General features: G+C 41.8%; 19 protein-coding genes. 7 read left to right on the plus strand and 12 right to left on the minus strand.

The features are described from left to right. Window positions 1-23: 23 nt before the first annotated feature. Genes PLF31_01155 through obgE form a run of 3 tightly spaced genes read right to left on the minus strand, consistent with a single transcriptional unit; the run spans window position 24 to window position 3,874 of the window. The gene (locus PLF31_01155) at window positions 24-1,418 is read right to left on the minus strand and encodes an FAD-dependent oxidoreductase (GenBank protein HRH26060.1); all 1,395 of its coding nucleotides are present in this window, start codon (window positions 1,416-1,418) and stop codon (window positions 24-26) included. A gap of 2 nt (window positions 1,419-1,420) precedes the next feature. Continuing rightward, window positions 1,421-2,854 (minus strand): Asp-tRNA(Asn)/Glu-tRNA(Gln) amidotransferase subunit GatB, encoded by a 1,434-nt coding sequence (gatB, locus tag PLF31_01160; protein HRH26061.1) that lies wholly within the window; start codon window positions 2,852-2,854, stop codon window positions 1,421-1,423. Between the two features lie 9 nt (window positions 2,855-2,863). Beyond that, window positions 2,864-3,874, minus strand: coding sequence for a GTPase ObgE (gene obgE / locus PLF31_01165; GenBank protein ID HRH26062.1), 1,011 nt, complete (start codon window positions 3,872-3,874; stop codon window positions 2,864-2,866). 175 nt (window positions 3,875-4,049) lie between these two features. Here obgE and PLF31_01170 point away from each other — a divergent pair, with 175 nt between their 5' ends. After that, window positions 4,050-4,733 carry a PEP-CTERM sorting domain-containing protein gene (locus PLF31_01170; GenBank protein HRH26063.1) on the plus strand — a complete coding sequence of 228 codons (684 nt, stop codon included), beginning with the start codon at window positions 4,050-4,052 and terminating at the stop codon, window positions 4,731-4,733. A 55-nt stretch (window positions 4,734-4,788) separates the two neighbouring features. Here PLF31_01170 and PLF31_01175 read toward each other — a convergent pair whose 3' ends face one another. The 8 genes from PLF31_01175 to PLF31_01210 all read right to left on the minus strand — a co-directional run bounded on the left by PLF31_01175 (window position 4,789) and on the right by PLF31_01210 (window position 16,897). Then, window positions 4,789-5,745, minus strand: coding sequence for an MYG1 family protein (locus PLF31_01175; protein ID HRH26064.1), 957 nt, complete (start codon window positions 5,743-5,745; stop codon window positions 4,789-4,791). Then, window positions 5,717-6,763, minus strand: coding sequence for an AI-2E family transporter (locus PLF31_01180; protein HRH26065.1), 1,047 nt, complete (start codon window positions 6,761-6,763; stop codon window positions 5,717-5,719). The genes PLF31_01175 and PLF31_01180 overlap by 29 nt, the downstream gene beginning before the upstream one ends. A gap of 38 nt (window positions 6,764-6,801) precedes the next feature. Then, complete coding sequence (gene gpmI / locus PLF31_01185; protein ID HRH26066.1) at window positions 6,802-8,352, minus strand: 2,3-bisphosphoglycerate-independent phosphoglycerate mutase; 1,551 nt, start codon at window positions 8,350-8,352, stop codon at window positions 6,802-6,804. 8 nt (window positions 8,353-8,360) lie between these two features. Continuing rightward, window positions 8,361-9,650: a phosphopyruvate hydratase gene (eno, locus tag PLF31_01190; protein ID HRH26067.1), complete on the minus strand. Its 1,290-nt coding sequence runs from the start codon at window positions 9,648-9,650 to the stop codon at window positions 8,361-8,363. Window positions 9,651-9,688: 38 nt separating this feature from the next. After that, window positions 9,689-10,765, minus strand: coding sequence for a phospholipase D-like domain-containing protein (locus tag PLF31_01195; GenBank protein HRH26068.1), 1,077 nt, complete (start codon window positions 10,763-10,765; stop codon window positions 9,689-9,691). Between the two features lie 43 nt (window positions 10,766-10,808). After that, entirely contained in the window at window positions 10,809-13,334 is a 2,526-nt protein-coding gene (gene secA, locus PLF31_01200; protein ID HRH26069.1) for a preprotein translocase subunit SecA, read from the minus strand. A 31-nt stretch (window positions 13,335-13,365) separates the two neighbouring features. Then, window positions 13,366-14,394, minus strand: coding sequence for a UDP-N-acetylmuramate dehydrogenase (gene murB, locus PLF31_01205; protein HRH26070.1), 1,029 nt, complete (start codon window positions 14,392-14,394; stop codon window positions 13,366-13,368). Window positions 14,395-14,623: 229 nt separating this feature from the next. After that, a complete protein-coding gene (locus PLF31_01210; GenBank protein ID HRH26071.1) occupies window positions 14,624-16,897 on the minus strand; it encodes an O-antigen ligase family protein in 2,274 nt (757 codons plus the stop codon). Between the two features lie 17 nt (window positions 16,898-16,914). Here PLF31_01210 and PLF31_01215 point away from each other — a divergent pair, with 17 nt between their 5' ends. The 6 genes from PLF31_01215 to PLF31_01240 are packed head-to-tail and all read left to right on the plus strand — an operon-like array spanning window position 16,915 to window position 22,749. After that, window positions 16,915-18,063, plus strand: a complete 1,149-nt coding sequence (locus tag PLF31_01215; GenBank protein HRH26072.1) for a glycosyltransferase family 4 protein — start codon at window positions 16,915-16,917, stop codon at window positions 18,061-18,063. Further along, a complete protein-coding gene (locus PLF31_01220; GenBank protein ID HRH26073.1) occupies window positions 18,053-19,360 on the plus strand; it encodes a flippase in 1,308 nt (435 codons plus the stop codon). The genes PLF31_01215 and PLF31_01220 overlap by 11 nt, the downstream gene beginning before the upstream one ends. Window positions 19,361-19,382: 22 nt before the next feature. Beyond that, window positions 19,383-20,108, plus strand: coding sequence for a hypothetical protein (locus PLF31_01225; GenBank protein ID HRH26074.1), 726 nt, complete (start codon window positions 19,383-19,385; stop codon window positions 20,106-20,108). Window positions 20,109-20,111: 3 nt separating this feature from the next. Beyond that, window positions 20,112-21,062 carry a glycosyltransferase family 2 protein gene (locus PLF31_01230; GenBank protein ID HRH26075.1) on the plus strand — a complete coding sequence of 317 codons (951 nt, stop codon included), beginning with the start codon at window positions 20,112-20,114 and terminating at the stop codon, window positions 21,060-21,062. Continuing rightward, entirely contained in the window at window positions 21,059-21,925 is an 867-nt protein-coding gene (locus tag PLF31_01235; protein HRH26076.1) for a hypothetical protein, read from the plus strand. Before PLF31_01230 ends, PLF31_01235 begins: the two co-directional genes overlap by 4 nt. Further along, on the plus strand, window positions 21,925-22,749 hold the full coding sequence (locus PLF31_01240; GenBank protein HRH26077.1) for a class I SAM-dependent methyltransferase: 825 nt from the start codon (window positions 21,925-21,927) through the stop codon (window positions 22,747-22,749). Before PLF31_01235 ends, PLF31_01240 begins: the two co-directional genes overlap by 1 nt. Here the strand turns inward: PLF31_01240 and PLF31_01245 are convergent. Beyond that, window positions 22,733-23,140, minus strand: a complete 408-nt coding sequence (locus PLF31_01245) for a GtrA family protein (protein HRH26078.1) — start codon at window positions 23,138-23,140, stop codon at window positions 22,733-22,735. The genes PLF31_01240 and PLF31_01245 overlap by 17 nt on opposite strands. Window positions 23,141-23,184: the final 44 nt, after the last annotated feature.

The raw sequence follows: 23,184 nt of genomic DNA on the forward strand, positions 1-23,184 counted from the left end.
ACCTTTATTTTTCTTCCAATTTATTAAGATTTGGGGATATCTGACGGCACATCAAAAATAGATTTTTCCTGTATTTGTCCAGCCAACACAGACGCTATTTTTCTTCCACCATGAAGTGACGGTAAAATACCCACTCCGTTACAACCTAAGTTATACATCAATGGTTGATGCTTTGGGTCTGGTCCAATTAGCCTCATGCGTGATCTTGTGTACCCCATAAGACCGTGCCACGTAAATCCATATGACACCTTTTCTCCTTTTTTTAGAGTTTTTTCAACAAACTTTTGTATTCCTTCTGCTGCAATTTCCGGATATTCGTCGTTTGTTGAATACCCCTCATGATCAGCCAGTTCTCCCTCTGGTCCTCCAATGCAAATAAGACTCTGACTATCTGTTACAGGTGCTTCATCGGCATATTCAAATTGCCTGCGTGTCATGTAGAAATACGGATCATCATTCGTGTGGGCAGGATCAATGAAATAACTAATTGCCGTTGGTGGCTTTGAAGTATTTTCAACATATCCTGACATGTACCCAACTGTACCCTTTACCAAGTGGTGGAATTTCGCATTGGATTCCAGTCCGTCTTCCCCAATAATGGTTAAATGTTTGAAACCATTGGTGCACAACACAACTTTTTTTGCACACACTTCATATGTACCAACATCGAGCACTGCATTGTCTTTTCTAAGTAAAATTTTACCCACCCGACTGTGTTCAAAAATGCGAAATCGATCTTTGTATGCACGAAGCATATATGACGCAGCTTCATAACAAAACAGTGCGCTGTTCATGCACCCTTTTTGAAATGACATGCTCGCAATATACGAATCGTCTTCTGTCTCAAGCATCTGAAGAATCTTTTCTTGAGGGATTCGTTCGTACAATCCTTCATATTGATCAAGTGGCACACCAACATCGACATGATCAGCAATTCTAATAAATTCGGTTGCAGTACCACCTTCCTTTCTGACTATATTTTCTTTCAAGAAATGTAATATTTGAGAAGTACTCGAAAGGCCACTATGTCCAATGAACCGTGCAAATGGAATGGTTAATTGTGCATCAGTATATATCTCATCAAGTAATAACCACGCAGTATCAATTGCCTTTTGTGCCGCGACTGTCTGCTCTAGTCCATATTCTTCCTTGAGGCTTTGGAGTGACCGTTCGAAATAGCTCGTAATTTGCCCAGCGTTGTGTCCGGTAGCTCCGTGTGCGATCTTATATCCTTCTAAGAGTACTACTGACTTATTGGTGTATTTGAGTGTAAAAAAGGCAGTAGCGATTCCAGCAATACCCCCACCGATAATCGCAACATCAGTTTCGATGTCCTTGCCTTCAACCTGACTAGTTAAGTTATAGCCTTGTTTATTGACTTGATAGATCCACGGAGAGTTATTTTTAAACTCACTCATGACTATGAAAGCTTAGCGGTAAATATTTCTTTGAGCATGACTGGGTTTGCAGAACCCTTTGATGCTTTCATACCTTGTCCAATGAGGAATTGTAGTGACGCAACTTTTCCAGCTTTAAATTCAGCAACAGGTCCAGGGTGAAGTGAAATAATTTCTTCAACAATTTTCTCAATTGCTCCACTATCATTTTTCTGTATCAAACTATGTGCCTCAGCAATAGCACGAGCACTACCTGCATTTTCTTCTTTTACAATATGTGCAATGACATCTTTTGCACCGCGCGATGAGAGCTCGCCACCAGTAAACATACCAACTACCTCTGCAATGTGTGCAGGCGTTACACGAAGTAGTACCGCTTCAGCACCACCATCCTCATTCTTTGCAATACCAGCAATATCAGAAACTATAAAGTTTGAAAGTGTCTGTATTGCACTCTTTTCTTTTGAAACGAGTGCAACCACCGCCTCTTCAAAATACGTGTCCCACACTGGATGACCATACACATAAAATTCTACATCCTGTTCTTTGAGGCCAAATTCTTGTGCATATCGAATTCGCTTCTGTGCAGGAGTTTCTCGGATTTCCTTTTCTAATACTTCACGAGTAAACTCTGGAATTTGAGAAAGGTATAATTTAGGCAAATCAGGGTCTGGGAAATATCGATAATCGTGAGAGTCTTCTTTCTTTCTCTGTGAAAAAGTTGTACCAGTACTTTCATCGAATCCTCGCGTTTCTTGTGTGACTGTTTCTCCTTTTTCGAGAAGTGCGATGTGTCGTGCAACTTCATATTCAATTGCCCGCTCTGCTGACTTAAATGAATTTAGGTTCTTAACCTCAACTTTTGTTCCAAATGTTTCTGTCTTACTCACTGAAATGTTTGCCTCAACACGCATTTCTCCTTTTTCCATGTTTGCTTCAGCAACACCTAGATACTGTAAAAGAATTTGTAGCTCACGTGCAAAACGAGACGCTTCAGCGGCACTACTAATTACCGGCTCAGTCACAAGCTCCATAAGAGGAACTCCTGCGCGGTTAAAATCAACAAGACTTCCACCTTCTGATTCATGACTTGATCGAGCTGTGTCTTCCTCAAGATGAATACGAGTGAGTTTCACTCCAGCAAGTTCACCACCTGAAACAAGTGGATACTTGTACTGACTCAACTGATATCCCTTTGGAATATCTGGGTAGAAATAGTTCTTTCGGTCAAATTCTGTAAAGTCTGGCAGTGTTCCACCAACTGCAATACCAACCTTTAATACATTCTTAACTGCCTGGGCATTGATTGTTGGAAGTGTTCCAGGGTGTCCCATACAAACTGGACAAATATTCTGATTCGGACGACGTTCGTCTGGATCGTTCTTACACGAACAAAACATTTTTGTAAGCGTTGCTAGTTCAGCGTGTATTTCAAGTCCGATAGTAGTTCGATACATGAGAGTATTTTACCCAGCCCGTAATATTTTAACCAGCGTATCTTTTGCTTCTTTCATTTTCTCATCATCGAGAATTGTAACCGCCATGCATGCGCGGATACGATCGGCAGCTGTTTTTCCTGCAGCTTTACGAACCTGTTTCTCCGCATCCTTGATACGCTTTGCAAGTACTTTCGGGTCTTCAATAATATCTGACTTGGTAAACAAAATAACTTCAGGCTTTTCTGCGAGTGCGTGGTCATAGAGCTCGAGTTCTCCACGAATAGTTTTATACGCCCCTTCCATGTCTTCATTTTCAAGAGAAATACAGTGAAAGAGCATTTTTGTCCTTCTGATGTGTCGTAGGAATTTATGTCCCAATCCTTTTCCTTCTGAAGCACCTTCAATCAATCCCGGAATGTCAGCGACAATAAATCCTTCCATGTCACCGAGGTTTGGTTCAAGTGTCGTGAATTGGTATGCGGCAACTTTTGCGCGAGCACGAGTCAGTGCATTGATGAGACTAGACTTACCAGCGTTTGGAAATCCAACGAGACCCGCGTCAGCGATAAGTTCAAGTTCAATAGAAAATATTCCTGACTCACCGTCTTTTCCAGGAGTCCATTCAATAGGTTTTGTATTTGTTGAGGCTTTGAAGTGTTCGTTACCATATCCGCCATTTCCACCTTTCAAGACTTCAATCTCTTGTCCTTCAACATCGAGACGATATTCCTTGCCGGTTTCTTTGTTCACAATAATGGATCCAATTGGCAACTCAAGTACAAGGTCTTTTCCACTTTTCCCGTGCATGCTGTTCTTCATTCCAGCTTCACCAGGATCAGCTGCGAACTTGTTGTTGTTTCTGTAGCGCATCAAAAGAGCCACATCTCGAATTGCTCGAAGATGTACATCGCCGCCGCGTCCACCATCACCACCAGAAGGACCTGAATACTCCTTTCCCTTCTCATGCCTCCAGCGAACTACACCATTTCCACCCTTTCCAGCTGACAGTTCCAGCTCAATTTCATCAATAAATGCCATATCCCTGAGTATCCCAAGAAAATGCCTTAAATACAAGGTTTTTGAGGTATTTTTACGTCATTGTTTATATAAATCGTAAATATTGACAATACTAGTCATATATGCTATAATATACATAATCCTACGTAAAGGCATAAGTTTGCCTATACAGGTACGGGATACGGAGTTGGTACGCATGATGTGTATCAAACAAATGGAGTTCGTTATGATCCGTCGTTCTTTGTCACTGTTTGCAGTTACCTTCGCTTTGATCGTTTGCGTAAGTCAGGTGGCTTCTGCGGCATTTGTGAATCAGTCGTACCATCTGCCCAGCATCGGCCACATCTACACATGGGGTGAAAACCATTCAACCAGTGAAACCACCCTCAGTCTCGACCTTCAATCTCCGGAATACGAGGTGCGAAGTACGGGATCAAGTGTGCAGTTTACCAATGATGGACAAGGGTACGTATTCCTGTCAATCGGCGCAATCAAGCGCGATTCGGGAGTTCGTAACCTCTCCAACATGAACTCGAACAGCAATGTTGTCTTTGATGACGTGGTGCTTTACAGCTACGCATCAACCGGCCACTACCTCGACGAGCACACCGGCGCCAAGATGAGCACCGGAAACGCATTCATTGAAATGTCGCCGTTCATTGCCACCTGGTCTGATTTTCAGCTCAGTTCGCACTACGATGACGTTGACGCTGCACGCTATCTCTGGCTCAGTCTCTCGGCCCGTATCGAGTACATCGGTACGAACCCAGACACCATCGCAATGCTCGACGGTTTCAGCACCATGAGCATGGTGCCCGAACCGAGCTCGCTCGGCCTTCTCGGCGGCATGGTGATTTCCACCTTACGTCGTAAGCGCTGAAAACTACAAACAGTGAAAACCCACCTAAGACGTGGGTTTTCTTTTTGCCAAAAAATTACTCTAATGGTTTAGCAGGTGCGTCAGCTGCAATCTCTGCAAGTTTAATACACGTCTCTTTGTCTTTTGCGGTTATAAGAAATCGTTTGTTGTGGCAGAATATTGATCCTGGAACACCAGTAGCTGCTTCAAGTACACCATCTCTCTTTCCTCCCCATGATTTTGGAAGCCACTTTCTATTTTCAAATGAAGCTAGCTTTGCTGGCACGCACTCAACTTTCCATGTTGTACTTTGAGTGTTTGGTCTAACAACATATAGCGGCTCTGGAAATTGAATGAGTGCTTCTGCGTATGGATAATTGCTATCAATGACAATAATTCGTTTGTCAGGTGCAGCATGGTACGCCTCAAGTACTTTATCTCTTGCTTCAAGACCCGCTTTTGCATGAGCAATTTCACGCACAAGAATGATCTCTGCAAATTCACTGACTTTTAAGAAGTTTTGATCTGCGAGTTCATCTCCTTCTTTCCATGTTGGATTCATCGCAATAACAACATTGAAAAATAAATACGGATGAAGTCCAGGTCGTGTAGCTTCATGGAGTGAAAGTCCATTATCCATTGCGTCTATTGCCTGAACTAACCGAGAGTCCACTCGATCTGCTACTTCTTGAGACCCGCAAATACCAGCACCGAATTTTTTCCAGACTAATCCAAACGATGCATATGGAACACCATTTGCTCTCTCTCCTGCTCCACCAAATTGATGGTGATCAAAACGAAGTGTTTCATCGTCATGAATGTCCCCCACATCAAATACGAGATCAGCTTGTGCAATCTGATCAGGATCACGAGTGCGTATGAATTTAATTCCCGGACTTACCAGCCTTATTACCGCTGATGCAAACACATCATCTGCATGGAACCGTGCGTTGTGTGTAACTGCGACTTGGATTTGTGTAGTTGATCCTGCTCCGCGAAGGTCTTTATTGTCGAGGGGTTGATGTAGGGACATTTCCGTTAGAAGAGAATTTCGGATAAAGCTTCAGAAGCTCAATTGCAACAACAAGCAAGATTGGACCTGCGAGGAAACCTACTGGACCAAAGAATGCCAAACCACCCAATACTGAAAGCAAGATGAGGAATGGATGTACCTTTACTTTTTGTTCAATGAGTTTTGGACCGAGGAAATTATCTACAAGTCCTACAATAGCAACTGCCCAGATGAGGTATCCGATAGCAGCAAATTGATCTCCGGTTGCAAAGAGAATGATTACCGTTGGAATGTTAATGAGACCTGTTCCAACACCGGGAATGAGGGATGCGATAGCAATTACAACTCCCCAAAGAGCAGGGTTGGCAATACCAAAGATTGCAAAACCGAGTGCCGCGAGTAATCCTTGGATAATAGCAATAATAAGTGAACCTCTTATTACAGAGTTAATAGTCAGCTCAATTCGCTTCATCAACTGTTCATCGTCTGAAGAATCAAGTGGTGAAAGACGGATCAAATATGTACGCCACTCCTTTCCATCTCTGAAGAGATAGTAGAGAGCGATGAGGAGAATGAATACATCAAGGATGAGAGTAATAGCACTTGAGAACAATACCCCTGTGTTATTAATCAACCACGCCAACGCACTTTGTACATACGCAGAAATATCTACCTGGATTCCAGGGATAATCCTTTCTGCAAACTGCTGAATGCCCTGCTCTGCAGTTCTATATAACGATCCGGCAGAGTCGCTTGCAAGAGAAATGTAAAGATCACGTGCTTCATTGAATACAAGGAAACTAATAATTGAAACCGGAATAAGGATTATACAAACTACAGTAAGTACCGAAAGGATTGCTCCTAGACTCTTGTTTCCTGTCTTTTGGATCAACCGCTCATGCCATTTCTGGAAAAACACTGAGAACACAAGCGCAAGGAGTACTGGTACAAGAAATGGTGCCAAGACGTTGTACATCAATACCCAGGCTAAAACGAAAATTGCAAAGAAAAATATATGTTGCGCGAGGGAATTATTCATAAACAAGAATTAACTATACTAATCGCCCTATAACGACCTCATACTACCAGATTTCTTCCCGTCATTTGAGTAGGGGTCGGAATTTCAAGAAGTGAGAGTACGGTTGGGGCAATATCAGCAAGTGATCCACCAGAAGATACTTGTGCTCCAGGATGTAGTCCTGTGATGATTGCTGGTACCGGATTTAGGGTGTGAGCAGTGTGCTTTTCTCCCGTCACCGCATCAATATTCACTTCTGCATTTCCATGGTCGGCTGTCACAAACGCACTTCCACCACGAGTATGAAGCGCATCAAGTACCCGTCCTAACTGAGTATCTACCGTTTCAACAGCGGTAATTATTGCTGGCACATTTGCGGTATGCCCCACCATATCTGGATTTGCAAAGTTAATGAAAATGAAATCTACACCTGCTTCTATTCGCTTAATTGCTTCATCAGCAATCGCCTCTGCACGCATCTCAGGAGCTTGATCATGCGTTGACACATCTTTACGTGATGCAAGAAGAACATGTTCTTCTCCTTCGTGTGGTTGCTCTCTACCTCCATTTAAGAAGTACGTTGCATGTGGAAATTTCTCAGTCTCAGCAAAATGAGCTTGGGTTAGTCCCGCCTTTGAAACTTCAGCACCGAGTGTGGTTTCAATTGAAATTGACGGGAACGCAACGAGCGATGGGTACTCACTTCCATATGACGTCATTGTTGTAAACAACACATTGTGAGCTGATACCTTTTCAAGAAACTTCTTTGAAAGCATTCTGGCTCTATCTGGTCTGAAATTAAAGAAAAATACTGCATCACCATTAGAAAGTGCTGAACTCCTTCCAAGTGGTGATGTTCCAATCGCCCCCTCTTCTTCTTGAGTAAACACCAACGGCTCAATGTGTTCATCAAGCTTTCCATCTTTATATAATTTTTCAACATGTGCTGAAGCAGGCATGTCTTTTAACTCACACACATTACCTTCACAATGGAAAATGGCCTTCTCAGCTTTCGCCAAACGGTCCCAGTTGTTGTCTCTGTCCATTGCAAAGAATCGGCCAGAAAGTGTGGCGATAAAACCAATCTGAATTTCTGCCAGTACTTTTTCTAAATCACGTAAGTATCCTGCCGCACTTTGAGGCGGCGTATCTCTTCCATCAGTAAAAAGATGTAACGCAACCGTACCAATTCCATGTTTCTTTGCCGCACGAAGAAAAGCAAACAAGTGTTCACTGTGTGCATGTACTCCACCATCACCAAGTAGCCCCACTGCATGAAGTAATGATCCGTGTTTTTTTACATGATCAAACAATGCAATAAACGACGGGTTGTTTTCAAACTCCCCATTTTTAATCGCCTTTGCAATTCGAACAAGGTCCGTATCAATTGGTTTTCCAGCACCAATCGTTGTGTGCCCAATTTCACTGTTCCCCATCTGACCTTCTGGAAGACCAACAGCCAGTCCTGATGCTTCAAGTAGCGTATGTGGGTATTCTTTCCAAAGCGCATCAAAGACAGGTGTCTTGGCCTCTGCAACAGCATTGTGCGTAGCGTCTTCTCTATAGCCCCACCCATCAAGAATAATTAGTGCGGTTTGCTTTTTCGACATACAAGTTTTTATCGCTTCTGCTTGATAGCATTTGCACCAGCATACTGTGCTTCCGCACCGAGTTCCTCTTCGATCCTCAACAACTGGTTGTATTTTGCCAACCTATCACTTCGTGAGAGTGACCCAGTCTTGATCTGTCCAGTACCAAGTCCAACTACAAAATCTGAAATGGTTGAATCTTCGGTCTCACCTGAACGATGTGAAACGATAGCTGTGTACCCCGCTTTGTGTGCCATCGCGATTGCATCAATAGTTTCTGAAACTGTTCCAATTTGGTTGAGCTTAATGAGGATTGAATTTCCAACATTTGTGTCAATTCCCTTCTGTAGACGTGTGATATTTGTTACAAACAAATCGTCACCGACAATTTGCACATTCTTTCCAAGCTTTGATGTGAACTCAACATATCCATCCCAATCATCTTCACCGAGACCATCTTCGATAGATACGATTGGATATTTCTTCACCCAATCTGAGTAGTACCCAACCATTTCAGTTGAGGTGAGCTTTTTGTTTTCTGTCTTTAGGTTGTAAATTCCATTTTCATATATTTCTGCTGCCGCTGCGTCAATTGCAATGCACATATCTTTTCCAGGAGTATATCCAGCCTTTTCAATAGCCTGAAGAATGACCTCAATTGCAGCTTCATTTGATGGAAGTGATGGCGCGTAACCTCCTTCATCCCCAACTGAAGTGTTTAATCCTTTTGATGAAAGGATTTTCTTGAGCGCATGGAATGTTTCAGCACCATACCGTAGGGCCTCTTTAAATGATTCTGCACCAAGTGGCATAACCATAAACTCTTGCAGATCGGTTGAGTTTTCAGCATGTTTTCCACCATTTAATACGTTCATCATTGGTGCTGGCATGAGGAACTTGTTTCCAAGTCCGGCAACATCATGGAAGTATCGGTACAAAGGCTTCTTCTCTGAAGCGGCTGTTGCATGGGCAAATGCCATAGAAACACCAAGGATTGCGTTAGCACCTAGGTTTCCTTTGTTTTCTGTTCCATCAAGTTCAATGAGTGCATTGTCGATTGACCGCTGGTCATATTCTTTACCAACAATCTCAGTTGAAATAGTGTTATTTACATTTCGAACGGCATGCTCAACACCCTTTCCACCATATCGCTTTTCACCATCTCGAAGTTCCACTGCTTCATGTGACCCAGTTGAGGCCCCTGACGGTACCGCAGCACGGCCGAATGAACCATCATCGAGCCACATCTCAACTTCTACAGTCGGATTACCTCTTGAATCGAGAATTTCACGTGCCCAAACTTTTTTGATGGTTGCCATATACAGATTAATTAGTTGTAGGGGAATATTGTAACAGGTTATAGGAAGTCGTGCAGAGGCAGGCACAAGAATTCAGTGAACCTTGAAGCGAGCGATCGCTTTTTCCACGACTCTTTAGTCAGTTCTGTGGATTGTGTAAAATCTTCCTCCGCATGACCCTGAAGCATCGAGATTAGAGACATGTCTTCAGTTCCAATATTCAATTCGTGGTTAAACCTAAAGCTTAAGTTATCGAAATTACATGATCCAAGTGTTGCCCATTCTCCATCAATGATGGCGTATTTTGCATGCATAAAACTTGGTCGATATAGGAAGACCCTTCCTCCTTCACGAAGTATTCGAGTGACATACCAAGGCTGTGCATAGCTTACGAGTGGGTTATCTGACACTTCGGGGACTGTGAGTCGCACATCAACACCTCGACGCATTGCAATACGAAGTACTCGCATAAATCGTTTATCAGGAACAAAGTATGGTGTGAAAAGCCAAATGGACTTTTTTGCTGCGCGAATGTGTTCAATGAGTGCGTAGTAGATCAAACGTTGTTTAAGACGTGGAGAGTTGATGAGAACTTCGTGCTTTTTATCAAATACAGGAGGTTTTTTATACCGCTTATATTTACCGGTAAGTACACGGCTCCATGTTAGGTCGAATGTAAAGATTAAATTTTTTACAAACTCACCACCAACCTGGATAACAGTGTCCCGCCAATCTTTCATGTCTTCACGGAAATTAACACCACCAACATATGCGTCCGTTCCATCAACGATCAATAACTTCCTGTGATCACGAAAGAAATTACCGGTAAAATTTAAGTTCACGAATCTCCAGAGACTGACTGGATTGAAAAACCTAATATCGATACCAAGTAGTCGCAATTCATCTGGAACAGAGGAATAGTACAGTGAGTTACTTCCAACCATATCGCACAGCACCCGAATTTTCACACCAGCTTTTGCTCGCTCCACAAGTGACTGTAGCAACCTTCCGCCAACCGAATCAGCTGCAATAATGTATTGCTCAATATCAATACTTTTCTTGGCATTTGCTATTGCTTGAAACATTCCTTCCCATGCTTCATCTGTACGAGTAAACACCTTCCCCATTTCCATCATGGAGATCTGTACTTCACTACCAGGTGTTTTGACGGTCACTACACTATCGTTGCCATCCGTCTTTGAGGTATTTATCAAGGTGTTTAAATTTTATTTCTTTTTGCTCACCACCCTTACGAACAATAATTTTATCGTTCCTTCCTAATTCTTCACCGTGTGTTTCTCCTCCGGACTTAGATACTCCTCCACTCCCATCGTCTGTAATAAATGTTGCCTTGCGTTCAATGTCTTCCATTGCTTTCTCTTCTTTTGCAAACGCACCTGCTCCAATTCGAGGAATTGTTTCCATCACCTGGGAAATCAGGACTGATTGCATTGACTTGAAAATTCTTAGACCCTCTCGCTTGTACTCTATAAGTGGATCGCGTTGTCCGTATGAACGGAGATTTACTGAACTTCGGAGATACTCCATTTCTTCTAGGTGATCTATCCACAACATATCGTTTGTCTGGAGAAGCAACCGACGTATTCCCGCACTGGCTTCTTCTTTTCCAAGTGCCTGTACACGGTCCTCTATTACTTTATCAACTTCCTCTACTGAAACCCCGTAATCTCCTTTAGTAAGAAACTCTTTTGCAATCTCAAGAACCTCGTCACCTTCAGCCGTAAGAAGCTTGCGACGACGTTCATACATAATCTTACGCTGATGGTTCAAAATGTCGTCATACTGGAGTGTCTGCTTTCTGCTATCGAAATTAATTCCTTCGATTTTTGTCTGTGCTGATTCAAGTGACCTACTCAACATTCGATTTTGGATAGCCTCATCTTCTGGAAGTCCCAACCTACCGATCATTTTCTTTACCGTGTCAGCCGCAAACACACGCATAAGCATGTCATCAAAGGCCACAAAGAATTGAGTTGATCCTGGGTCACCCTGACGTCCTGAGCGACCTCGGAGTTGGTTATCAATACGACGTGCAGTATGACGCTCGGTACCAATAACATGTAGTCCTCCAAGGCTTTTTACCTCTTCAGACAATTCCTTTGGTGCCATTGCTCCTCCGAGTTTAATGTCGACTCCACGACCAGCCATGTTTGTTGCCACCGTTACAGCGCCTTTCTTTCCAGCCTCTGCCACAATTTCTCCTTCTCGCTCGTGGTTCTTGGCATTAAGCATTTGGTGCGGAACACCAGCAACTTTCAAGTACTCAGAAAGTTCTTCGTTCTTTTCAATTGAAACCGTACCAATAAGTACCGGTTGTCCTGTCTGGTGGATTTTTTTTACATGTTTCGCAAGCGCAGTGAACTTTCCATGTTCTGTTTGGAAAATGAGGTCATTTTTATCATCACGAACTACCGGACGGTTTGTTGGGATTGGAACAGTATCAAGTCCATATACCTTAAAGAATTCTTCTCGTGAAGTATATGCAGTACCAGTCATTCCTCCTAACTTTTCGTACAGCCTGAAATAGTTTTGGTATGTGATTGAAGCAAATGTTCGTGTCTCACGTTGCACAAGCACTCCCTCCTTGGCTTCAACAGCCTGGTGAATTCCACCTGACCATCGTCGTCCTGGTTGCAATCGTCCAGTGTATTCATCAACGATAATTACTTCGTTATCTCGCACAACATATTCTTTTTCTCGCTTGTAGAGTGCCTTTGCCTTAACCGCAGTCTCAAGGTGATACGCATATTTAATTCCAGCGTCAGTATAAATATTTTCTACACCTAACTGCTTTTCAGCTTCGCGAATACCCGCGTCAGTTAGCGCGATCTGGTGGTGCTTTTCATCAACCGTGTAATGCTCTTCTTCTTTTAATCTGTCAGCAATCTGTGAAAATCGAGCGTAGAGATTTTCTGATTCTTGTGCGGGTGCAGAAATGATAAGTGGAGTACGTGCTTCGTCGATCAAGATTGAGTCAATTTCGTCCACGATTGAAAATGGATGTCCGCGCTGCCTCAGGTTGCGCTTATCGTACTCAATGTTGTCTCGGAGATAGTCAAAACCGAATTCAGAGTTTGTTCCGTATGTAATATCTGCTTGGTACGCTTCTCGTCTTGTGCAAGGCTTTAGAAATTCATACACAACCTTAAACGCAGCAACTTCATCTCGATGTTCGTCTGCTTCTACATGAGTTGGATCATAGAGATATGATGCCTGACCGTTGATGACACCGACAGTCATTCCAAGAGCGTTATAAATCTGACCCATCCATACACCGTCACGACGTGCCAAATAGTCGTTAACCGTTACAACGTGTACACCCTTTCCTGCAAGTGAATTTAGGAATACTGGAAGTGTTGCAACGAGTGTCTTTCCTTCTCCAGTTTTCATTTCAGCGATCGCACCTGAATTAAGTACAAGTCCTCCAACAAGCTGCACGTCATAGTGACGCTGACCAAGAGTTCGTTTTGCTGCTTCACGGGTAAGTGCAAAAGAGCGAGTGAGTACTGAGTCTAGTGACCTACCTTCTGCCTGCACTTCTTTTTTAAGCACAATAGCTTCATCCTTCAACTGTTCAAGTGAAAGTGGTTCGTATTTCTTCTCAAGAGTGTTTATTTCAGCAATCTTAGAGGCGTATTTCTTTACAGCCCGCTTTTCTGGGCTTCCAAACAATTTTTCCAGCATCGGGATATTTTAGCACAAAATATGCACGTTTTCAGCTTATTTTCGCTTGAATTTCTCCAATATATTCAACCTCAGGCTCGATGGTAATGCCGGTCTTTTCATGTACCTTTTTTGATACAAAATCCGCTAACTTAGCAACATCCTCTGTCCTTGCGCCACCATGGTTTACGATGACCAGTGCCTGCTTTTCATAGAGACCTACAGACCCTTCGGTGTATCCTTTTAACCCACACACCTTATCCAATATCCATCCAAGTGGAACTTTCATTCGTCCTCCATCAACTGGAAACCCCGGTATTTCTGGATATGTTCCTGTAAGTGTTTCGTATATCCCACTTTCTATAAATGGATTTTTAAAAAATGACCCTGCGGTACCAATGTGTTTCCAATCAGGCAACTTTGCCATACGGATTGCAATGACTGTGTTGCGTATGTCTTGTATGAGTGCTTCTTTTTTTCCTCCTAATTTTTCTTCAACTTCTTTAAAGGTGATTTTTCCACTGTTACTTTTTGAAAATCGTAATGTTGCACTGGTAACTATCCAATTTCTTCCTTCTATAGTTTTAAAAAATGAATACCTGTATGAAAACAAACATTCTGCTTTGGGGAATATTCGCTTTTCTTGCGTATGAATATTAATGGCGGTAACCGTAACGACAACATCTGCAATTTCTCCCCCGTACGCTCCGATATTCTGAACAATCGCTCCTCCTAGAGTTCCTGGAATATACGAGAGCATTTCAATACCCTGAAGATCATTCATCACTGCAAAGTGCACAACGTCATCCCAGTTTTCACCCGCACCAAATTCATATTCAGTTTCAGCTATCTCATTGCGAGCTTGAATATTATTTTTAATGACGAGTCCAGGAAAGCCCGTGTCAGATATCAAAATGTTTGAGCCACCACCTAAAACAAAAACTGGATACTGCTTCTTTGTATTCCAATCTAAAACTTCTATTAATTCTTGTTCATTTTCAACTTCTACAAAAAACTCTGCCTGTCCTCCAGTTTGAAAAGTAGTTAGTGAAGCAAGGGGTTCGTGTTCTCTAATATGCATGCTCTGTACTCAGTCGGTCACCGGGGCGAGCTCCAATGACAAATGTAAAATGTGAGTGCGACCGGTGACCGACTGAAAACAGTGCTCTAAAAGTATACCGCGTAGAAAATGAAACGTCCAAAAACACGAAAGCCCGCTTTCGCGGGCTACGTGCTACATTTGTCCTGTAGTACGCTTTTAAGCGCACTCACCTACATAATTATACTTCACTTTCCTCGCGAGTCAACCGTTATTGCTTTGGAATAATACTTTTTGTTCCGGCGTTAATTGCGCCTTCATATGAAGTAATTTCTTGAACGATCTGGGTGTTACCCGCTGTTGCTGCTTGAGTCTTAAGTTCAGCCAAAAGTTCGAGTGCGCCCTTTCTGTTACCAACCTCAAGTCGTGCCGCAGCAAGAAGAATGTGAGATGTTGGAGAAATCCTCTCTTGTTTCTTCAGTTCTGCAACCTGTGCTTCAAGTACCGGAAGTACTCGTGCTGTGTGTCCTGTTATAAGAAGTGCTTGTACTACTCCACTGTTTTCCATGACTTGTGGGTATTTTTCAATAGTATCGAAGGCGAGTTGATCTCTATTGCTATAAAGCGCTGTAACTACATACAACCCTTCAATAGAAATATTTTTCTCTTGAACACTGACTGCATACTCAGCTCGCTTAAATGCTTCTTCAAATTTATCCTGGGTAAGCAAGAAAGATATTTCATCAGAGATAAACATCTGCTTCTTTGGAGACAATTCCTGTGCTTTTCGGATTAATTCCATTGCCTTATCAATTTCTCCTGTCCTTGAGTAACTTGTTGAAAGAATGTAGTACGCACGTGGATCATTTGGAGACTCTTCAATTTGATCCTGACCCGCCAAACGAGAGTCATTCAAGAAAGCCATTCCAACTTCATTTCCAGCACCAGCTTGCGAAGCAACATTTACAGCATTTGTAATGTATTGCTCTCGAATTTCTTGGTTTCCAAACGAATCATATGAAAGCGCCTTATCGAAATACATTTTGGTGGCTTCGAAATTTGCCATTTGCTCTGCCTGGGTCTTGGGCGGCTGGGCCATAATGCGTAGCGCAGAGAGAAGTGACCTATTTGCTGCATACGGCTTATATGTACCGGCGTATAACGTATACGGAACAACAACAAGTGAAAGTACTGCGCATACAAGCATGACTTGCGTCTTGAGTACTGAATCACCTGCTTCTGCGTTTCCCTTTTTAGAAACAACATCTCGAGGAACAATTTGTGAATGGAAGAATGCAAGTATTCCAAAGAACAAAATATAACTTGCCAAGTTATCAAACACGAACAAGTTATGGATAAAGTAACCAACGAGTATTCCAGTGAATACTGATTTCTGTAGAATTGAGAGGCGATCGCCTGGTATTTTCCAGAGCGTGTACCCAAGCATTGCAATTAGTGCGATATAGGCCAAGAAACCAACAATTCCTGTTGTGACCAACCACTCGATAAACATATTATGTGAGCGGTCAAACCATTGTTCGTGAGAATAAATTGCAGGATCGTAGTAGGTAGAAAAGATATAGTTAAAACTTTCCTGTCCCCAACCAAAGATTGGTCGATCCTTTACTCCCTCAAATGCCATTTTCCATAGTGTTGGACGGGCCTGAGTTTCAGCGTTTGTGAGTGTTACCTCTGTAAATCTCCTAAGAATTGAAACGTTCTGCACAACGCCCGTATCCTTTAACAAGAAAAACAATCCGACAAGTGCAGTGACGCCAATAACCATTCCAGCTGCAATTTTCTTCAAGAGCGGATGATTACGTTCATAGATTGCGAGAAAAATTCCAGCAACAAACGAGCCACCTAATATACCAAGTACTGTTCCTCGAGTACCGGTAAAGAATACACCTGCAATAAACGCAATGATTCCAACAGCATAGGCTGCAATACGCCATTTTTCTTGTCGTACTTTTTTATCAGACACTGCAATCAGTAACAATATGCCAGCGTGAATGAAAAAGTATGCACCAACATATGTTGAGTTTCCGAGCATAACATTAATACGTGGGGCAACACCATTACTTAGAAGTCCTCCAATTGCGTCAGACAATCCAACTAAGAGCATGATTGCGCTTATTGAAAGCGATGTAACCGCATACCACAACCACTCTTTTGTTGTACGAAAAACATTTGAAGCGATGAATGCAAAGGCACCGAGGTGCAAGAGTGCAATGTACCCTTCCATTCGCTCATAGTTACTCCAGAAACTCTTATATGGATTTTCACTAAAGATATTTGCAACACCTACAATCACCACAAAAACCAAAAGTGACCACATAAGACCAGACGCCTTTGGCCTAAAACGTGCGTCCCTCCACGCAAGAAACAAATATGCCACCAATGCAATTTCTACAAGCGCCCTAAATGCAAAGTTTTTTCCAGCGATATATGGGAAAAACATTTCATTTGAAACATATAGCGGTACTGCCAGCACCAGTCCCAAACAGCCGATAACAATATATTGTAGTGTTTTATTCAAATTCATGGGCTACACTATACAGTATGGATCAAAAAAGGAGGAGGAAGATTCTCTTTGTTATCACCAAGTCTAACTTTGGGGGTGCACAACGATATGTATTCGAATTAGCCACAGAGCTTCACCAACAAAAGTCAGAGGAATTTGAGATTTGTGTTGCTTTTGGAGGCTCTGGGTTACTCAAGGAAAAGCTGGGGGTAGCTGGTATTGGGACAATTGAGATTAAAGGATTAGAGCGTGACATTGGAATTTTTAAAGACCTCAAAGCATTTTTCTCACTGCTATCAATCTTAAGAAAAGAACGACCCGACATCATTCACTTGAATAGTTCTAAAGCTGGGTTACTTGGCGTACTCGCTGGACGTATCGCACGTATTCAGAAAATAGTATTCACGGGACATGGTTGGGCATTCAACCAAAAGCGCTCGTGGATAATGAGCACAATCCTTAAGGCTTGTTACGTTGTAATCATCTCCCTCTGCCACAAAGTGATTGCAGTTTCCCAAAAAACAAAAGAGGATGTACTCCAGTTACCGTTCATTAATGAACAAAAAATTATTGTGATCCATAACGGCATTCCACAGCAAGAATTATTATCAAAAGAAACGGCTCGAGAAAAACTACTTTCACATACACCTGGACATGTGCCCACCTCCCCAGAAACACTATGGATTGGCACACTTGCAGAACTCCACCCGAGAAAAGGATTAGATATACTTATCAATTCTCTTACGAATGTTTCTCGTCCATTTCACGCATGGATTATCGGTGCAGGAGAAAGCAAAGATTCACTTATTGAATTGGCGACTACCACTCGGCTCCAAGATAAAGTTTCTTTCACAGGTTTTATTTCTAATGCGTCAGCGCTATTACCTGCCTTCGACATATTTATTCTGCCTTCACGAGACGAGGCACTCCCATACGTGTTATTAGAGGCTGGTGCCGCGTCCCTTCCAACTATCGCAACAGCAATTGCTGGAGTGCCTGAAATCATTGAACACAATAAGACAGGTATACTTATTCCACCAGAGAACATCGGTGAACTTACTCGAGCAATTGATGCGCTATGTACTAACCCAGAACGTTCTCAATTTGGTATGAATTTACGAACTACAATCCTAGAAAGATTTTCTCTTACTGGCATGGTAGAAAGAACTATCAAAGATGCATACTAAAACCCAGAGACTCCAGACCTTCCTGGGAAGTGCTGGTTTTAAGAAATACTTTAATAACACCTCGTGGTTATTTATTGGTCGCCTGACAAACATGGTAGTTGGCTTTATTGCCACAACATATGTCATCCGAACACTCGGACCAGAGTCATATGGAACGGTTAGTTATATCCTTAGTTTCGCTGGCCTTGGATCAGTATTGGCAAACTTAGGAATAGATCAGATTTTGTCTCGTGAATTATTAGTACAGAAAGAAAATCGTGGAACATTGTTAGGCACAGCGTTTATTATAAAAACAACCGGTGCTGTTGTCTCGACACTACTCTTAATTACCACCAGCATCGCGATCGACAACAGCGCGTTCTTGACGCTTTTGATTGCATTTATGTCGTTTTCATATTTCTTTTCTGCGTTCGGTGTCTTTAATACACTATTTCAAGTTGATGTTCGTTCTAAATATCCATCGCTCCTTTCGATATGGGTCGTGTTGATTTTGAGTGTCCTTAAAATTATTGTTGTCTTCTCAGGTCTGCCAATTGAGTTTATTATCGGGGTGTTCTTCATCGAACCAATTCTCTATGCCGTTGGACTAGTCTTTCTATATGTAAAACACTACAGCAGGCATATCTACAAACTAAGTTTTGATATGAATATTGCAAAAATATTCATCAAAGAATCATGGCCACTAATTTTATCGAGTGCCTTTATCGTCATCTACTCACGCATAGATCAAGTGATGCTTAAAAACATGGTAAATGAAACATCTGTAGGATTTTATGATTCTGCTGTTCGTATTGCAGAACTGTGGTATTTCATTCCTGGAATTTTAGGATCAGCACTGTTTCCTGCAATGGTTAATGCCCACCTAACAGACACATCTATATATACCCTTAGGATGAAACGCCTATATTTCCTACTCTGGTGGCTTGGAATTGCGATTAGCGCCTCAGTATTTGTCTTAGCGCCATTTATCATTCACACACTCTATGGACCAGCATACGATATGTCGATATTAGTCCTTAGGATTTATGTGTGTGCAACCATACCAATATTCCTCGCAATGATTATCCAGCAACACCTTGTCACAAAAGGATTGACACGAGTAACATTTTTCATGACATTCCTTGGAATGGTTGCGAACATTGTTTTGAACATTTTCTTAATTCCTCGCTACGGAATATACGGTGCTGCAGTCGCAACCCTTGTTTCATATTCACTCATGCCGCTGTCGATATTGCTACTGAAATCAACCCGCGAACACGCGCTCCTTGTGCTAACATCTATTTCACATTTCCGTTAATTAATGGATTAACCAAAACACTATGGAAAACGTTTCTTGTTCAATCATCACTTCCCTCTACAAGACAGACGAGCATATTGAAAATTACGAGCGACATATTCAAAAATGTGCAAAAAAACTACTGAAAGACAACGTCTCGTTTGAAGTGATCGCAATAACAAACGACGCAACGGAACTTGAAACTGCAGTATGTGAGCGACTACAAGCAAACCCATGGTTTAGATGGATCGATGTGCCAAGAGAAACACTTTATGCAACTTGGAATAGGGGTGTCCGAGAATCAAAGGGATTTGCATGTACGTTTTGGAATGTAGATGATATTCGAACAAGCGAAGGAATCGTTGATGGAATAGAGCGAGTAAAAAGCGGTGCACCAGTTGTGTACTTCCCGTTTACATACAAGCGATATGTAAAAGTTGGACCATTTAAACTCTTGGCGAAGATAAAGAAAATTGATTTGCCTGCATTTTCAAAAGAAACATTTACCAAACACATGAACTGCGGACCGTTCTTTATGTTTTCTAAGGACTTTTATTCAAAAGTTGGTCCGTTCGATGAGTGGTTTACGATCGCTGGAGATTTTGAATGGTGTACAAAAGCAGCACACATGGCAGTGTTTCAAAAATCAGAAATTATCGGCGGAACATTTACGAGCGACGGACAAACTCTTTCTGGAAAAAGGAGCGAGCGACTCACGAAAGAAAACGAAAAAGTTGCCGAAAATATTAAAGTTCGGAACGGTAATTAATGCATGAAAATAATTGCAGTTACACCAGCACGAAACGAAGCTAGGCTCTTACCTTCATTTCTTACATTCTTGTCCTCTTTTGCTGACTATATAATTATTGCCGATCAAGAATCGACAGATGGAAGCACTGAAATATACAAGCAGTTCCCAAAAGTATCAGTCATACAAAACCATCGCCCGTCACACTCAAATGAAGTGAGGTGGGATCTGCTTACCAAAGCTCGAGAAATTGAAGGAGAAAACATTATTGTTTGCCTTGATGTCGACGAACGGATTCCGGCACATTCTGTTCCATTAATTATTGATCACCTTAAACAGAAGGGGTCAGGCTTTAACGTTTCACTTCCCTGGATACAGTTATGGAAAAAACCAGAGGTGTACCGAACTGACTGGCCGTGGGGAAATAACTACAAAGCGTGCATATTTTATGATGACCGAATCATGTCGTATGAACAATCTGTTGTGATCAATGATCACACCAATCGCATCCCAACCATTACTGCTGAAAAAAATACCATACTACCCTCACCACTTCTTCATCTTCAATACCTTTATTGGAACGAAGTGCAGCTTAAACAAGCGTGGTACAGGTGCAAGGAATACATTGCTGATCCCACAAAAATAAAGGCTATTAATTTAAAGTATGAATCCTCTCTAGACACTTCCCGAACAAAATTATCAGCAACACCCCCCGAGTGGATTGATGAGAAGTCTTTCATTCCCACAAACATTGTAGAGACCACAAATCCGTGGCACCTACAAGAACTGCACGAAATGTTTAAGACACATTCCATTGCATACTTTGAGCCAATAGATATGTGGCACATTCAGACACTACAACAAGAATTTCAAACACAAGTTGGAAGAAAGCCTCACCCTACAAGATATAACTCAATACTCCGTACACTGTATTATATTCTTCAATCCATCCGACAAAACCTTAAACACCAATGAACACCTGCATCATCACATCCGCATCCAATAAATTCTTTCCATCGGTTCTGAATTTAATTGGTTCTATAAAAACAAATCACTCTCCAGTGATTCGGATTTTTGTATACGACCTAGGACTATCAAAAATCTTTAGAAAAGAACTTGAAACGATTGAAGGCGTGACAGTTATTACCCTTCCACCGTTTGTATCGTTCTGGCGTAGCTGCTACACATGGAAGTCCTACATTTTCTGCAATCCATTTGCAGAATTAAACTTCTATCTTGATGCTGGTACTCAAGTACTCCGCAGTCTCGATGAGATTTTTTCTATAATAAATAAGGATGGGTACATTGCTGTCTCACAAGGTGTGTCGAATAAGGAGATCATCCCCGTCGATTACATTGAGACATTCAAGGCAGATCCTGCGATTTTAAATGAATCCTCTGTTACTGCTGGAGTGTTTGGATTTAAAAAAGACGGCTCTGTTTCGAACCAATTATCCTCAATGCACGAAGCATCAAAACAAGGATATTGCCTTGGTTTTTCAAAAGGTGACCAATGGAGAAACAAAGGAGTTAACAAAACAGACATTGTTCGATCCTGCGAAAAATTTAGACACGACACCACCCTGCTTAATATCTTCCTCAGAAAAGACAATCCAAATTTCTACGCACATGACGGTACTAAATATGCAGGCTGGAACACTCCACAGGACCATCCAAATCAACTTATTTGGAACATGCGTATGAATTACACCCATTTACAGTATCTCCCTATTCGATACACACATAAAAAATTTTCACTCCTTGCAATTGTAAACCGAACCATCATTTATGTGTTTATATTGCTTAAACGTATGCGGTTAGTGATTAAAGGAAAATAATGAACCACGATTTACTATCAACACTTAGCATCCCTCAAATGGATCAGTTCCACGAGTATCCTGATCCATGCGTAAACAATCGATATTACCACCATCGTAAAGCACAAATTGTTTCTACGTTCATACAAAAGTATGCAAACCCATCTCACACACTACTTGATGCAGGGGCAGGTCGCGGTCCATACAGCGCGTTTGCTGCACCACTCTACAAATCAGTGTATATGTTTGAGTTCGATGCCTCTGAGCTTGAACACGCAAAAAAACATACAAAAAATATTTCAAATATTCATGGAGAAGCTGTTGACCTTAGGCAAATTCCTCTCGGTGACGCAATGGTTGATGTCTGTATCTGCTCAGAAGTGTTAGAACACATTCCCAACCACGAAAAAGCAGTTTCTGAGCTTTTCAGAACACTTACACCAAACGGTGTCGCACTAGTCTCTATTCCTAATGCTTTTAGTCTGTTTTACATAAAAGTACGTTTCGGAAAAAGACACAGAGAATTACTCACTCGACTTGCACAGAGAGACACAAATGTTTTTAGTACACCTGAAGAATCCGGACTATCGTACCTCGAGTGGGAAATGATCCGTCATATTTCTTTCCCTTTTTGGAAAACCAAAGCTTTATTAAAGAAAGCTGGTTTTACCATCATCGCATCCCAAGGAGCAAATATAGTACCCATGCCATATAGAGTTCGATCGTTTCTCTTAAAAAAATTCCCGATTGGGTTCAAGGTGTGGATAGGGATCGATAGTGCACTAGGAAAGATATTTCCTTTCTTGGGTTCCTTTTACTTCCTTACACTTAAAAAACTTCCTTAGCTTTAAACACTACGATTTTTGCACCGATAAAGTTAGTGATTGTAGATACTCCAATTGCGCACACATTTGCCAACAGCACATTCATAGTAAAAACCTCTACCAGTAGACGAAGTGTAAGTAGACTCAACACAAGCGAGAATAGACAGACTGCTGCATACAACATAAATTCTTTTCTTTTTCGATATCCACCTGACTCAAAAGACACCCTTCGGTTCAATTCATAGCTAATGAAGATGCCGACAATGAATCCGATTGCACTCGAGAGAAGGTACTGAACGTTTGCAGTACGTAATAGAACGAAAAATATAGAATAGTTACAGATAGTGCTAATGACCCCGACAACAGCAAAATTTCGAAATTGTATTGCTGTTTTTCGATTAAATACATCCATAGAGGTCTACGTGGCTGAAAGTATACCATTTGCATAAATATGCT

This window comes from Candidatus Paceibacterota bacterium (assembly GCA_035438625.1).
In the GTDB taxonomy this organism is placed as follows: Bacteria; Patescibacteriota; Minisyncoccia; order Phycocordibacterales; family DAORIS01; genus DAORIS01.

Excerpts from the sequence above, each read along its gene's own strand:
- PLF31_01215 (HRH26072.1), top strand. The coding sequence starts at position 16,915 with ATGGATCAAAAAAGGAGGAGGAAGATTCTCTTTGTTATCACCAAGTCT.
- PLF31_01240 (HRH26077.1), top strand. The coding sequence starts at position 21,925 with ATGAACCACGATTTACTATCAACACTTAGCATCCCTCAAATGGATCAG.
- PLF31_01235 (HRH26076.1), top strand. The coding sequence starts at position 21,059 with ATGAACACCTGCATCATCACATCCGCATCCAATAAATTCTTTCCATCG.
- PLF31_01175 (HRH26064.1), bottom strand. The coding sequence starts at position 5,745 with ATGTCCCTACATCAACCCCTCGACAATAAAGACCTTCGCGGAGCAGGA.
- gatB (HRH26061.1), bottom strand. The coding sequence starts at position 2,854 with ATGTATCGAACTACTATCGGACTTGAAATACACGCTGAACTAGCAACG.
- PLF31_01245 (HRH26078.1), bottom strand. The coding sequence starts at position 23,140 with ATGGATGTATTTAATCGAAAAACAGCAATACAATTTCGAAATTTTGCT.
- PLF31_01220 (HRH26073.1), top strand. The coding sequence starts at position 18,053 with ATGCATACTAAAACCCAGAGACTCCAGACCTTCCTGGGAAGTGCTGGT.
- PLF31_01230 (HRH26075.1), top strand. The coding sequence starts at position 20,112 with ATGAAAATAATTGCAGTTACACCAGCACGAAACGAAGCTAGGCTCTTA.
- eno (HRH26067.1), bottom strand. The coding sequence starts at position 9,650 with ATGGCAACCATCAAAAAAGTTTGGGCACGTGAAATTCTCGATTCAAGA.
- PLF31_01225 (HRH26074.1), top strand. The coding sequence starts at position 19,383 with ATGGAAAACGTTTCTTGTTCAATCATCACTTCCCTCTACAAGACAGAC.
- PLF31_01170 (HRH26063.1), top strand. The coding sequence starts at position 4,050 with ATGATGTGTATCAAACAAATGGAGTTCGTTATGATCCGTCGTTCTTTG.
- gpmI (HRH26066.1), bottom strand. The coding sequence starts at position 8,352 with ATGTCGAAAAAGCAAACCGCACTAATTATTCTTGATGGGTGGGGCTAT.
- PLF31_01180 (HRH26065.1), bottom strand. The coding sequence starts at position 6,763 with ATGAATAATTCCCTCGCGCAACATATATTTTTCTTTGCAATTTTCGTT.
- PLF31_01195 (HRH26068.1), bottom strand. The coding sequence starts at position 10,765 with ATGATGGAAATGGGGAAGGTGTTTACTCGTACAGATGAAGCATGGGAA.
- secA (HRH26069.1), bottom strand. The coding sequence starts at position 13,334 with ATGCTGGAAAAATTGTTTGGAAGCCCAGAAAAGCGGGCTGTAAAGAAA.
- PLF31_01210 (HRH26071.1), bottom strand. The coding sequence starts at position 16,897 with ATGAATTTGAATAAAACACTACAATATATTGTTATCGGCTGTTTGGGA.
- murB (HRH26070.1), bottom strand. The coding sequence starts at position 14,394 with ATGCATATTAGAGAACACGAACCCCTTGCTTCACTAACTACTTTTCAA.
- PLF31_01155 (HRH26060.1), bottom strand. The coding sequence starts at position 1,418 with ATGAGTGAGTTTAAAAATAACTCTCCGTGGATCTATCAAGTCAATAAA.
- obgE (HRH26062.1), bottom strand. The coding sequence starts at position 3,874 with ATGGCATTTATTGATGAAATTGAGCTGGAACTGTCAGCTGGAAAGGGT.